The sequence below is a fragment of the Actinomadura sp. NPDC048021 genome (assembly GCF_040653135.1).
In the GTDB taxonomy this organism is placed as follows: domain Bacteria; phylum Actinomycetota; class Actinomycetes; order Streptosporangiales; family Streptosporangiaceae; genus Spirillospora; species Spirillospora verrucosospora.
Map to the genome: position 1 here is coordinate 231,114 of NZ_JBEZJQ010000010.1, position 12,509 is coordinate 243,622.

Genomic DNA, 12,509 nt, shown 5'->3' on the forward strand with positions numbered 1-12,509 from the left:
TGACATGAGTGCGCGACGTCTAACGTCGGACGCGCCATGACACGAATCGCCTTTCTCGGACTGGGACGCATGGGCGTCCCGATGGCCCGGCGCCTCATCGCCGCCGGGCACGACCTGACCGTCTGGAACCGCACGCCCTCCCGGGCCGCCCCGCTCGCGGAGGCGGGCGCCGCCGTCCGCGGCACGCCCGCCGAGGCGGCGCGGGACCGCGAGCTGGTCGTCACGATGCTCACCGACGCGGCCGCCGTCGACGACGTGCTGTTCGGCCCGGACGGCGCCGCCCCGGCCCTGCCGCCCGGCGCCGTGATCGCCGACATGTCGACGATCGGCCCGGACGCCGTCCACCGCGTCCGGAGCCGGCTCCCGGAGGGGATCGGGTACGTCGACGCGCCGGTCTCCGGCAGCGTCCCGCAGGCGGAGGCGGGCGAGCTCGTGATCCTCGCGGGCGCCGGGCCGGAGGACCTCGCCCGCTGCGCCGGCGTCCTCGCCGCCCTCGGGGACGTCCGGCACGTCGGCCCGCCCGGCTCGGGGGCCGCGCTCAAGCTGGTGGTCAACAGCGCGCTCGTCGGGAACTTCGCCGTACTCGGCGAGGTGCTGGCCCTGGCCGACCGGCTCGGCGTCGACCCGGGCCTCGCCCTGGACGCGCTGGCGCGCACCAGCCCCCAGGCCCGCCGCCTCAAGGAGCACGCCGACGGCGACTCGCCGCGCTTCACGCTCGCGTTGGCGGCCAAGGACCTCGGCCTCGCCCTCGACGGCTCCCCGCCCGCGGGCGTCCTGCCCACCGTCCGCGCCCGGACGGACGCCGCGCTCGCCGCCGGGCTCGGCGGTCACGACCTCGTCGCTCTCACCGACCACATCAGGAGGACTCCGCCCATGCGCGTGACGCTCGCCAACCCCGAGACCGTCCCGGCCCCGCCGAACCCGGCCTACTCCCACACCGCGTACGTGACGCAGGGCCCGATGCTGTACGTGTCGGGGCAGATCGCTCTCGGCGCGGACGGCGAGATCGACAAGCCCGGCGACATGACCCGCCAGTCGGAGGTGATCATGTCGCTGCTGGAGCGGATCCTCGCCGCCCACGGGGCGGGCTTCGGCGACGTGGTCAACATCCGGACGTTCGTCACCGACCTGGACCGGCTGCGGGAGTACGGCGACGTCCGCCGGCGGTACTTCACCGGCCCGCCGCCCACCAGCACGACCGTCGAGGTGTCCCGCCTCTTCCACCCCGACGCCCTGCTGGAGGTGGAGATCGTCGCGGTCGTCCCCTAGGTCCGGGGCCTCCCCGCCGCGCCCCGCGAGATTCCGGGCCCGCCCTCGGACCGCAGCTCCGCGGCCACGTCCCGCAGGTCCGCGAGGAAGGCGGTGACGGCCGGGGACCGGCGCGCGTGCCGCCCCACCGCCGCGTAGACGGCGCGGCGGGGGCGGCCGGACGTCACGGCGCGGAGCACGACGCCGTCCCGCGCCAGGGCGGAGGCGGCCACGGCCGGGACGAGCGTGACGCCGAACCCCTCGGCGACCAGCCCCAGCTTGGAGATCCACTCGGCGACCCGCAGCGGCGTCTGCGGCACGAACCCGGCCGCCTCGCACCGGGCGCGCAGCGCCGCGATCGCCTCCGGGTCGTCGGCGACGATCCACGGCTCGTCGGCCAGTTCCGCGAGCGGGACGCGTTCGCGCGCGGCGAGCCGGTGGCCGGACGGCAGCGCGACGAGCAGCGCGTCGTCCAGCAGGGTCACCAGGTCGTCGGCGGCGATCGAGGGGACCTTGTGGGTGCTGACCAGGGCCATGTCGAGATCCCCCGCCTCCAGCATCGGCAGCAGGCGCTCGGTGGTGCCCTCGCGCAGCAGCGGCCGGACGCCCGGGTGCCGGGCCCGGAACCGGGCGAGCGCGCGGGGGACGAGCACGGCGTTGGCGGTGGGGAACGCGCCGAGCCGCAGGGTCCCGGTGTCGAGCCGGCGCAGCCCGTCGAGGGCGCGGGCCGTGTCGGCGAGCCGGTCGAGGAGGGCGCGCGCGTGCGGGAGGAGGTACTCCCCGGCGGGCGTCGGCCGCACGCCCCGGGCGCCGCGCGCGAACAGCTCCACTCCGCAGACGTCCTCCAGCGCCGCGATCTGCCGCGAGACGGCCGACTGCGTGTAGCCCTCCGCGGCCGCGGCGGCGGTGAAGGAGCCCAGGTCGGCGACGGCGACGAAGGTCCGCAGCAGGACGGGATCGAGGGCTTCGGCACGCACTCCCGGAGCATACGGCCCGCTGCTGCCCGCACGGCGCCGCCTCCCCGCGCGCCGCCGCGCGGCCTGGAGGAGAATGACCGCCGTGGAAGATCTCGACGTCGTCGCGTGGATCCAGGTGTCGGACGGCCGGATGCTCGCCGTCCGGTCCCGGGGCCGCGACCTGCTGTACCTGCCCGGAGGGAAACGGGAGCCGGGCGAGGACGACTGGTCGGCCCTGTCCCGGGAGGTCCGCGAGGAGCTGGATCTGGAGCTCGACCGGGCGTCCTTCCGGGAACTGGGCGTGATCCGGGCCCCCGCCCACGACCAGCCCGACTTCGCCCACGTCCGCATGGCCTGCTTCACCGCCGCGTACCGGGGCGCGATGGCGGCGGCCGGCGAGGTGGACGAGTACGTCTACGTCGGGCGCGGCGACCGGCACCTGCTCGCGCCGGCCGCGCAGGCCGCCCTCGACCTCGCCGAGCGGCACGGCCTGCTCCCCTGATCGACCTTCGGACCCGGCCCCCGGCGACTTTGGTCGCCGGAGCCTGGTCCGGTGGCCGCTGCCCGGGCGTGCCCGACCCCGGAAGGCTCGGTGGCGGGCGGCTCGACCAGCGAGGAGCAGACGTGTCACACCAGGGACCGACGGCGCAGCGGAGACCTTCGGCGAAGATCAGCCGCAGGACCGTGCTCGCCGGGACGGCGGCGGCCGCCGTGTCCGGGGCGGCGGTGATCGCCTCTGCCCCGACGACCGGCACCGCGCAGGCCGCGCCGGCCCGGAGGCGGCCGCTGCCGCAGCACGGCGTCAACTACGACACCGAGCGCGAGGTGTGGAAGCCCGCGTACGTGCGGCGCGAGATCCGGGCGATCCGCCGCGACCTGCACTGCAACGCGATCATCCTGCTCGGCTCGAACCTGGGACGCCTCATGCACGCGGCCCGCTGCGCGGCGGAGGAGGGCATGTTCGTGTGGTTCGAGGCCCGGCAGTTCGACAGGGACGCGCGGGCGACACTGAAGTTCCTCACCGGCGTCGCCAAGGCGGCCGAGGGGCTCCGCCGCGTCCACGCCGGCGTCGGCATCTCGGTGGGCTGCGAGCTGACGATCTTCATGGAGGGGCTGGTGCCCGGTAAGGACTGGCGGGAGCGGGCCGCCAACCTCGGGACCCCGGCGGGCGAGGGCTACAACGAGCGGCTGAACGCGTTCCTCGGCCGGGCGCTCAGGACCGTCCGGCCGCTGTTCGGCGGCCGCCTCACCTACACCTCCGGCGTCTGGGAGGAGGTCGCCTGGCGCGGCTTCGACGTCGTGGGCGTCGACCTGTACCGGGACGAGACGAACGAGGCGACCTACGTCCAGGACGTCCGGGCCCTGCACCGGTTCGGCAAGCCCGTCGTCATCACCGAGTTCGGATGCTGCACCTACCGGGGCGCGGACAGGCGCGGCGGCGACGGGTTCGACATCGTCGACTGGTCGCAGGACCCGCCCGTCATCCCGCCGGGCTACGTCCGCGACGAGCGGACCCAGGCCCGCTACATCTCAGAGCTCCTGGACGTCTACGAGGCCGAGGGCGTGTACGGCGCGTTCGTCTACGACTTCATCGAGCCCGACGGCCCGTACTCCCCCGATCCCGCCAGGGACCTCGACATGGCCGGGTTCTCCCTGGTCAAGGTGCTCCCACCCGAGACGGGACTCGGCTACGAGAAGACCGGCCACTTCGAGCCGAAGCTCGCATTCCGCACCCTCGCCCGCCGCTACGCCCCCTAGACGGCGAGGGCGGCGCCGGCGGCGATGCCGAGGGCCAGGGACAGCAGGGCGGCGGCAGCGGCGAGCGCGGTGGCGCCGCGCGCCCGGGGCGGCGGGCGGGACGGCCGCCGGAAAAGCGGGACGATCCAGCGCAGGTAGTAGAAGACGCTGGCGACCGTGTTCACGGCGGCGACCGCCGCGAGCCACGCGTGACCGCCGTCCAGCGCCGCGCCGAACATCAGGACCTTCCCGACGAACACGGCGGTCGGCGGCGTCCCGACGAAGCCGAGCAGGCAGACGACGAGGGACAGGCCGAGCAGCGGCGAGGCGCGCAGCAGCCCGGTGTATCCGGCCAGGTCGTCGCGGCCGGCGGCGACCACGACCGCGAAGGCGCCGAGGTTCGTCACCGCGTAGGCGGCCACGAAGTACAGCAGCGCGGGACGGGCCAGATCGGTCCGTCCCGCCATCGCGACCGGGACGAGCAGGTAGCCCGCCTGGCTCACGGTCGAGTACGCCAGCAGGCGCCGGACGTTGTCCTGCCCGAACGCGGCGAGGTTGCCGAGCGTCATCGTCGCCGCCGCGACCACGGCGAGGAGGGCGGCCCAGCCGTCCGGGGAGGTCTCGGCGCCGAAGCGGTAGAGGGCGGCGAACGCGCCGACCTTGGGGACGGTGGTGACGTACGCGGCGACGGCGGGCGGGGCGCCCTCGGTCACGTCCGGCACCCAGTAGTGGCCCGGGACGGCGCCCGCCTTGAACAGGAGCCCGGCGAGGAGCGCGACGAGGCCCGCCGCGACCGCCGCCGGGGGCGCGCCGGCGAGCCCGGTCCGCAGCACCGGGTAGGCGGTGCCGCGCCCGACGCCGGACAGCAGCGTCACGCCGCCGAGCATGAGCACGCCCAGCAGCGCTCCCATCAGGTAGTACTTCAGCGCGGCCTCGGTCCCGGGCGCGTCCTTGCCGAACCCGGCGAGCGCGTAGGCGGGGATGCTCGCCAGCAGGTACGCGGCGACGAGGACGAGCAGGTCGGACGAGGCGCCGAGCATGATCGTCCCGAGTGCGGAGAGCAGGATCAGGACGTGGTGCTCGCTCTCCCTCGGATGGCCGCGGACCCGCCCGGCCGCGAGCAGGACCACGGCGAGCGTCGAGCCGAGCACGGTGATCCGGGTGACGTGCGTGACCGCGTCGACGGAGAAGGAGTCGAACGCCATGAGGCCGGGACGGGCCGCCGCGGCCCCCGCGAAGGCCAGGCCGGCGACGAGCCCGGCCGAGCAGACCACCGGGACCGGCCACTGGCGCGCCCGGGGCAGGAACATCCCCGCCATCAGCCCGGCCACGGCGGCGGCCAGCACGCACAGTTCGGGGGCGAGGTCGGCGGGGTTCTCGTTCATCAGCGGCCCACCAGCGCGACGACCGCGGCCGACAGCGGGTCGATCGTGTCGAGCAGGAAGCGCGGCGCGACGCCGATCACCAGCGACAGCGCCAGCAGCGGGACGAGCGCGGCCAGTTCGGGGCGCCGCACGTCGGTGACGAGCGGGGTCAGCTCGCCGGGCGGGCCGAGCACGGCGCGGTGCAGGACGCGCAGGAACAGCGCCGCCGTGACGAGGATGCCGAGGACGGCCAGGGCGCCGGTGACCGCCGTCGCCGCCGTGCCGCTCCCGATCGTCCCGGCGAAGATCTGGAACTCGGCGACGAACCCGGACAGGCCCGGCAGCCCGAGCGAGGCGAACGCGGCCACCGCGGTCAGCGCGGCGAAGACGGGCGCGCCGCGCGCGATGCCGCCGAACCGCCCGAGGTCGTAGCTGCCCGCCCGGTCGTACAGGACGCCGCACAGCAGGAACAGCGCGCCGGTGACGAGGCCGTGGCTGACCATCTGCGTGACCGCGCCGGTGACGGCGAGCCGCCGCGCGTCGGCGTCGCCGGCGGCGTATCCGGCCGCGCCCAGCGCGAGGACGATGTACCCCATGTGGTTGACCGACGTGTAGGCGACGAGCCGCTTGAGGTCGTCCTGCGCCAGCGCGACCAGCGCCCCGTACAGGACGCCGACCAGCCCGACGATCAGGAAGACCAGAGCGTAGCGCCGCCAGGCGTCCGGCAGCATCGGCATCGCGATCCGGACGAGCCCGTAGACGCCCATCTTCAGCATCACGCCGGCCAGGATCGCCGACCCCGCGGCGGGCGCGTCGGTGTGCGCGGGCGGCAGCCAGGTGTGGAAGGGCACGACGGGCGTCTTGACGCCGAGGCCGATCCCGACGGCAAGGAGCGTCAGCGCCGCCAGGCCGCCGCTCTGCGGCGGGTTCCGGGTCAGTTCGACCATGTCGAACGTGTGCGGGTCGGCGCCCAGGTAGAGGCCGATGAACCCGAGCAGCAGGACGAGCGATCCGAGGAACGTGTAGAGGAAGAACACCAGCGCCGACCGCGTCCGGTCGCCGTGCCCCCACAGCAGGATCACGAAGTACATGCCGACGATCGACAGGTCGAAGAAGACGAAGAACAGCAGCAGGTCGAGGGCCGCGAAAAGGCCCAGGCACACGGTCTCCAGGAAGAGGAACAGGATCGCGAAGGCCCGCACCCGGTGGGTCTGCCGCAGCGAGTACACCGCGCACGCGGCGAACAGCACGGCGGTCAGGGCCAGCAGCGGCAGCGACAGGCCGTCCACGCCGACGTGGTAACCGGCCCGGACGGACGGGATCCACCGGACGTCGGTCTCGTAGGCGATCCCGCCGCGGGTGCCGTGCGCGGCCCACATCCCGATGACGAGCGCGAGGTCAAGGACGCTGACGCCGATCCACGTCCAGGGGACCGCGCGGCGCGGGACGGCGGGCAGCGCGAGCGCCACCGCCAGCGGGAGGAAGACCACCAGGTTCAGCATCGGCTCACCCGGCCAGCACGGCGACGACGACGAGCACCGCGAGCACCACGGCGGCCTGCGCGTAGTACATGTGGACCTGCCCGGTCTGCGGGCGCCGCGCCAGGGCGCCGAGCCCGCGCGCCGCGCGCCCGACCGCGTTGACGAGGCCGTCCACCCGGAACTCGACGCGGCGCCCGGCCAGCCCGGCGGTCGCCTGGACGCCGCGCGCGACGCCCCGGACCGCGCCGTCGACGACCCGGTCGTCGAATCGTGCGAGGGCCCGGGCCGCGGCGAACGACGGACGGACCACCAGGACCGAGACGGCGTCCTCCAGCCAGAGCCAGTGCAGCGCCCACGCCGGCTCCGGGATCCGCCGGACGGCCACGACCGCGCCCACCGTGAGCACCGCCAGAACACCGGAGAGGGCGAACGACCAGGGTCCGGGGCCGCTCTCGTCCGGCATGCCGAGCAGCCGCCGCCAGGCGTCCGCGACCGGGGGCAGGCCGAGCGCCCCGAGCGAGGCCGCCGCGACGGCGAGCGGGACCAGCGGCGCCCGCTGCGCGAACGGCACCCGGACCGCCCCGCCTCCGGCCACCGGACGGAACGCGGCGAGCAGGGCCTTCGCGGCATACGCCGCCGACAGGACCGACGCCGCGAGCCCCACCGCGAGGAGGGCCGGCGAGCCGCCGGAGCCCGCGAGGATCTCGTCCTTGGTGACCCACAGCGACAGCGGCGGGACGCCGGCCAGCGCGAGCGCGCCCGCTCCGAACGCCGCGCCGACCGTCCGATGCCGCCGTGCCGCGCCCTGCAACGCGTCCAACCGGTGCGTCCCGAGCACGCCCAGCCACACGCCCGCGCAGAGGAACAGGAGGCTCTTCACCGCCGCGTGCGCGACGAGGTGCGCCGTGCCGCCGCTGAGCGCGCCGGCACCGGCTCCGAGCACCATGAAGCCGATCTGCGCGCATGTGGACGCGGCGAGGAGCTGCTTGAGGTCGCGCTGCGCGAGCGCGACGGCGCCCAGGACCAGGGCGGTCACGGCCCCGGCCCAGGTCACCAGCGTGGCGGCCCAGCCGGTCGCGGCCAGCAGCGGATGCACGCGTATCAGCAGGTAGGCGCCTGCGGCGACCATCGTGGCCGAGTGCAGGAGCGCCGACACCGGGCTCGGGCCGTCCATGGCGCGCGACAGCCAGAAGGAGAACGGGAGTTGCGCCGACTTCCCGAGCGCCGACACCACCAGTCCGGCCGCGAGGAGGTCCCGCCAGGGGGCGCCGGACGCGGCGAGGTCGTCGAGCCGGAGGGAGTGGGCCCCGGCGATCGCGAACCCGGCCGCCGCGTAGAGGCCCATGTCGGCGGCCCGGGTCGTCAGGAACGCGACGCCCGCCGACCTGACCCGTCGCTCGTCCCACCACTCGTACCCGATGAGCGCGTACGACATCGCGCCCATGACCTCCCAGCCCATCAGCAGCAGGACCAGGTCGGTCGTCGTCACCGTGACGGCCATCGCCGCGGCGAACAGCAGCATCAGGCCGAAGAAGCGGGCGCCGCGCCTCTCCCCCGCCGCGAAGACGAGGACCGCCGCCAGGACGGCCGCGAGTGTCACGAGCAGGACGGCGGACAGCCCGTCCACCGCGAGCCCGCCCGGCCAGCCGGGCAGGAACGTCATCCGCGCGCTCCCCGCGAGCGGACGGCCCCGCGCGATCCGCTCATCCCCTGAGGTCCCCCGCGTCGTCGGTCACGTCCACGTCGCGGGCCCGGAACAGGGCGGTGACGACGGCGAACCCCATCGCCATCTCCAGCGCCATCACCGTGATCGCGACGAGGACCAGCACCTGCCCGTCCGCCGCGCCGGGCGACACCCAGAACCAGAACGCCGCCGCGGCGACCACGATCCCGTTGATCATGAGTTCGAGGCCCATCATCAGCATCACGATCGACTGCTGCGACAGCGCCCCGAAGAGCCCCACGCAGAACAGCGCGGAGGCGAGCAGCAGGAACGCCTCCAGCGTCATCGCGCCCCCTCCCCGCCGTCGCGGCCCCCGTCGTAGCGGCCCCGGTGCGCGGCCAGCACCACCGTCGCGATCATGGTGGCCAGGATGGCGGCGCCGATCACCATCATGACCAGCATCTTCGGACCCATGATCGCCTCGCCGAGCGCCACCGTGGGGTCGCGCGGCGGGCGCCCCGCGCGCTCGGGCCACGGGACGGCGAACACCCCGGCGGCCAGCGCGGCGAAGGCGGCGCCGGAGATGGCGAACGCGCCCCGCCGGTTGTGCAGCATCCTCATCGGCATCAACCCGGCCGGGTTCATCATGTACATGACCATGAAGACGGCCATCACTAGCATCTCCATGATCATCATGAGGACGATCAGGACGCCGAGGTAGTGCAGGTCGATCAGCAGCAACTCGCCGCCGACGCACAGGAACGAGGCCAGGAGCGCGAACGTCGCCCGCGCCATCGAGTCGACGGCGAACACGGCGACGCCCGCCCCGACGGCGGCGACGGCCAGCACCCAGAACGCGACGGCCTCCACGGTCCCCCCTCACACCACGACGATCGCGACGACGAGCATCTGCAGGACCGAGGCCGGGATCAGGACCGCCCACGCCGCGGTCATGGCGCGGTCCATGCGCAGCACCGGGATGCGCCGCCGCGTCCAGACCAGCAGCGCCAGGACGGCGCACGCCTTCACCAGCGACCACAGCCACGCCGGCAGCAGCGGCCCCGAGCCGCCGCCGAGGAACAGCGGGACGGCGACGGCCGAGGCCGCCGCCAGCAGTCCGTAGCGTCCCGCCAGGAAGACGAGCCGGTCGGGACCGGACAGTTCGGCCAGGACGCCCCCGGCCACGTCGGCGCCGAGGGGATGGTCGAACGGCCCCCAGAACGCCATCGCCGCCGCCGAGACCAGGTAGACGGCGAACGCGACCGGCATCCAGACCGCGAACCACAGCCCCTCCTGCGCGTGGCCGATGGCGCGCAGGTCGAGCGAGTGCGCGGCGAGCGCGGCGGTGATGAGCGCGAACATGTGCGGCAGCTCGTAGGCGAGCCCCTGCGCGAGGAACCGGTACCCGCCCACCAGCCCGAACGCCGAGTTGACGCCCCAGCCCGCGAGCCACACCGACCCCCACGCGACGACCTCCATCGCGTTGAACCAGACGACGCCGATCCGCGTCCCGGCCGCGACGCGGTCGCCGAACGGCACCACCAGCGCCGCCAGGGCCGCCGCCACCGGCAGCGACACCGCGCCGATCCTGGTGAGCAGCGCGTCCGCCCTGGCCGTGACGCGCCGCTGCACCGTCAGCAGCCGCACGGCCTCGCGGAACGGCTCGGCCGGACGTCCGGCGAGCGCGCCACCGAACGACGCCGCCGCGACCGCGAGGACGCCGAGGACCAGCACCTCAACCATCGGCGACCGCCCCGAGATCGGGATCCAGGCTCGCGACGGCCAACCGGGCCGCGGCCAGTTCCGCTCCCCTCAGCAGCACCGGCAGGACGGCCGCCGCCTCGTCCCAGGTCTCGCGCGGCTGGACGGGTCGTCCTTCCAGGGCGGCGCCGACGTCGCGGAGCCAGCCGTCCAGCCGCTCCTTCACGAAGCCCCGCGTCATCCACGCCAGCGCGCGCGACCGTCCGACCTGCCGGGCGAACGGTGCGAACCGCCGCCCCAGCACGTCGTCGGCGGCCCCGGTCAGGGCGTCGTCCCGCAGCACCGCGGCGCGCTCCCCGGCCGCCTCCCATCCCGCCACGTGCAGCAGCCGGGACAGGCTGTCGAGAAGGGACGCGGCCTGGCGTTCCCGCGTCCAGAACGTCCCGCCGCCGCTGTCGACGGCGGTGACCTCGGCTTCCTGGACGACGTCGCCCTGCACGGTCAGATCGACGCGCAGCCCTGCCGGCCAGTACGACAGCACAGGCCCTAGCGGCACGTGCAGGACGTCCAGCTTCAGGCCGTCCCTGTCGTCGGCCCGGCCGGCCATGTCCGCGTCCAGGTCGAGGCCGGGACGCCGGCCTCCGGCGACGCCTTCCAGATCGGTCGCAGAGACGCGCACGCGCGGCTCGGGCATGTCCCGCCAGACCACGTCGATGGCCTCGGCCAGCGCGGGTCCGGGGTTCCCGCACACCACGAGCATCCCGGTCTCCGCGGGCGACAGGGCGGGGCGCCACCGGCGTCCGCGCAGCGCGCGCTCGACCGCGAGCCGGTCGCGCGTCCCGTCCGCGGCCGAGACGACGAACGGGCGCCGCGCGGCGAGCCGTCCGAGCCCCAGGGACCGTCTCAGGCCCACCGGAACGCCCCCTCCCGCCACGCGTAGAGGACCCCGACCAGCAGCAGCGCCAGGAAGAGGAACATCTCGACGACCGCCTTGGCGCCGATCGACGCGACGACGAGCGCCCACGGGAACATGAAGACCATCTCCATGTCGAAGGCCAGGAAGACCATCGACACCGTGTACCAGCGCACGTGGTACCGCGACACCGCGTGCTCGGCCGGGCGCGCCCCCGACAGGAACGGCCCGCTCTCGAACCCGCGGGGCGCCGCCGCGAACGAGACGGCGTAGACCCCGGCGACCAGGGCGGCCACCAGCCCGAGAACCGAGAGGACGGCGGCGGACGACGACATTGCCCCTCCGGGGTACGGGTGACGTGCTAGTCGCCCTCTACCTGATCAGCTCCCCGCCGAAACATCGCCCGGCGCAGCCCGCGCGGACTCAGGCATGGCGCACGCGGTCGGCCTCGGCGGCGGCGAGGATCATCTCGTCCACGACCCAGCGCGCCTCCGGGGACAGGTCGACCAGGGCGCGCAGCACCTCGGGCCGGATGATGCCCTGCTCGACGTCCCGGCGCAGCGCCTTCAGCGTGAGGTCCTCGCCGATGGGCTCGGACTCCCCGGCGAACCCGAAGTAGCCGATCGGCACGCCGAAAAACGTGGCGAGCGCCGTCAGGGTCTTCAACTGCGGGTTCTCCTGCCGCCCGGTGCGCAGCTTCCACACGGTGGTGGACGAGATGTCCTCACCGGTGGCGTGCGCGATGGCCGCGGCCGTCTCCACGTTGTTGCGCGGCGGCTCCGCGTCCGCCGGCCAGAGGTTCTGGATCAGCCACTCGACCTTCTCGGCGAGCGACGCTCCCGGCGGCACCTCGTCCACATGACGCTGCATTCGGCTCCCACTCCCCCCATCGCCAACGATTTAAGTTGACCACACCCTCATCCGTCAGCCAAGGACATGCCCCACGAGAGGGACGGTCGTGGCGCGGGCCGGTCCCCCACCGGTCGGCCGGCCGAAGTGATCAGCGCGAAATTGGCGTGAATTGCGCGCGGGCTCTCGGTGACCGATCGCGCCCGAGGGCCCGCACCTTCTTCGAACATAGGGAAGCCTAACCAAACGTTCCAGTTCTCAACAGCTCACGGAATCCATTATCAAGAGCATTATTCATTCCAACGATCGCGACAAACGCGACTTTCATGCACCCGCGAATCACCTCACCGAAGAGAACCCACACGCTCCTTCCGCCACACCCTGACAACGGCACATGATGGCAGGTAACGCCCAAGGTCAGGAGAGGATTCCCGCATGAATACCCCTTCCGGGGAGACGTGATCGTGATTGTTTTCCCGTCCCCCCACAGCCTCACGGACGCGACCTCTCCGACACATTCGGGCAACTAGGACGACGATCGGACAGACGGGTGAACCCGGTCACCTTCCTTCCGCACTTACGAGAATTTTCATTTCC

General features: G+C 74.0%; 13 protein-coding genes. 3 read left to right on the top strand and 10 right to left on the bottom strand.

Going from position 1 to position 12,509, the window contains the following annotated elements:
- Nucleotides 1-36 precede the first annotated feature (36 nt).
- Nucleotides 37-1,269 (top strand): NAD(P)-binding domain-containing protein, encoded by a 1,233-nt coding sequence (locus AB0C87_RS19080; protein WP_345174883.1) that lies wholly within the window; start codon nucleotides 37-39, stop codon nucleotides 1,267-1,269.
- Here AB0C87_RS19080 and AB0C87_RS19085 read toward each other — a convergent pair.
- The gene (locus AB0C87_RS19085; RefSeq protein ID WP_345174881.1) at nucleotides 1,266-2,225 is read right to left on the bottom strand and encodes a LysR family transcriptional regulator; all 960 of its coding nucleotides are present in this window, start codon (nucleotides 2,223-2,225) and stop codon (nucleotides 1,266-1,268) included. The genes AB0C87_RS19080 and AB0C87_RS19085 overlap by 4 nt on opposite strands.
- Nucleotides 2,226-2,298: 73 nt before the next feature.
- Between AB0C87_RS19085 and AB0C87_RS19090 the strand changes: the two genes are divergently transcribed.
- Both AB0C87_RS19090 and AB0C87_RS19095 read left to right on the top strand, forming a co-directional pair.
- Nucleotides 2,299-2,706: an NUDIX domain-containing protein gene (locus tag AB0C87_RS19090; RefSeq protein WP_345174880.1), complete on the top strand. Its 408-nt coding sequence runs from the start codon at nucleotides 2,299-2,301 to the stop codon at nucleotides 2,704-2,706.
- A 122-nt stretch (nucleotides 2,707-2,828) separates the two neighbouring features.
- The gene (locus AB0C87_RS19095; RefSeq protein ID WP_360578694.1) at nucleotides 2,829-3,962 is read left to right on the top strand and encodes a hypothetical protein; all 1,134 of its coding nucleotides are present in this window, start codon (nucleotides 2,829-2,831) and stop codon (nucleotides 3,960-3,962) included.
- Here AB0C87_RS19095 and AB0C87_RS19100 read toward each other — a convergent pair.
- The 9 genes from AB0C87_RS19100 to AB0C87_RS19140 all read right to left on the bottom strand — a co-directional run bounded on the left by AB0C87_RS19100 (nucleotide 3,959) and on the right by AB0C87_RS19140 (nucleotide 11,933).
- Entirely contained in the window at nucleotides 3,959-5,326 is a 1,368-nt protein-coding gene (locus AB0C87_RS19100; protein WP_360578696.1) for an NADH-quinone oxidoreductase subunit N, read from the bottom strand. The genes AB0C87_RS19095 and AB0C87_RS19100 overlap by 4 nt on opposite strands.
- On the bottom strand, nucleotides 5,326-6,807 hold the full coding sequence (locus AB0C87_RS19105) for an NADH-quinone oxidoreductase subunit M (RefSeq protein ID WP_360578698.1): 1,482 nt from the start codon (nucleotides 6,805-6,807) through the stop codon (nucleotides 5,326-5,328). The genes AB0C87_RS19100 and AB0C87_RS19105 overlap by 1 nt, the downstream gene beginning before the upstream one ends.
- Nucleotides 6,808-6,811: 4 nt before the next feature.
- On the bottom strand, nucleotides 6,812-8,449 hold the full coding sequence (locus AB0C87_RS19110) for a proton-conducting transporter membrane subunit (protein ID WP_360578700.1): 1,638 nt from the start codon (nucleotides 8,447-8,449) through the stop codon (nucleotides 6,812-6,814).
- Between the two features lie 40 nt (nucleotides 8,450-8,489).
- Nucleotides 8,490-8,795 carry an NADH-quinone oxidoreductase subunit NuoK gene (gene nuoK / locus AB0C87_RS19115; RefSeq protein ID WP_345174871.1) on the bottom strand — a complete coding sequence of 102 codons (306 nt, stop codon included), beginning with the start codon at nucleotides 8,793-8,795 and terminating at the stop codon, nucleotides 8,490-8,492.
- Nucleotides 8,792-9,319, bottom strand: a complete 528-nt coding sequence (locus tag AB0C87_RS19120) for an NADH-quinone oxidoreductase subunit J (RefSeq protein ID WP_360578702.1) — start codon at nucleotides 9,317-9,319, stop codon at nucleotides 8,792-8,794. The genes nuoK and AB0C87_RS19120 overlap by 4 nt, the downstream gene beginning before the upstream one ends.
- A gap of 9 nt (nucleotides 9,320-9,328) precedes the next feature.
- The gene (locus tag AB0C87_RS19125) at nucleotides 9,329-10,192 is read right to left on the bottom strand and encodes a complex I subunit 1 family protein (RefSeq protein ID WP_360578704.1); all 864 of its coding nucleotides are present in this window, start codon (nucleotides 10,190-10,192) and stop codon (nucleotides 9,329-9,331) included.
- A complete protein-coding gene (locus AB0C87_RS19130) occupies nucleotides 10,185-11,063 on the bottom strand; it encodes a hypothetical protein (RefSeq protein WP_360578706.1) in 879 nt (292 codons plus the stop codon). Before AB0C87_RS19130 ends, AB0C87_RS19125 begins: the two co-directional genes overlap by 8 nt.
- A complete protein-coding gene (locus AB0C87_RS19135) occupies nucleotides 11,054-11,398 on the bottom strand; it encodes an NADH-quinone oxidoreductase subunit A (protein WP_345174863.1) in 345 nt (114 codons plus the stop codon). Before AB0C87_RS19135 ends, AB0C87_RS19130 begins: the two co-directional genes overlap by 10 nt.
- An 88-nt stretch (nucleotides 11,399-11,486) precedes the next feature.
- Nucleotides 11,487-11,933, bottom strand: coding sequence for a hypothetical protein (locus AB0C87_RS19140; RefSeq protein ID WP_345174862.1), 447 nt, complete (start codon nucleotides 11,931-11,933; stop codon nucleotides 11,487-11,489).
- Between the last annotated feature and the right edge of the window lie 576 nt (nucleotides 11,934-12,509).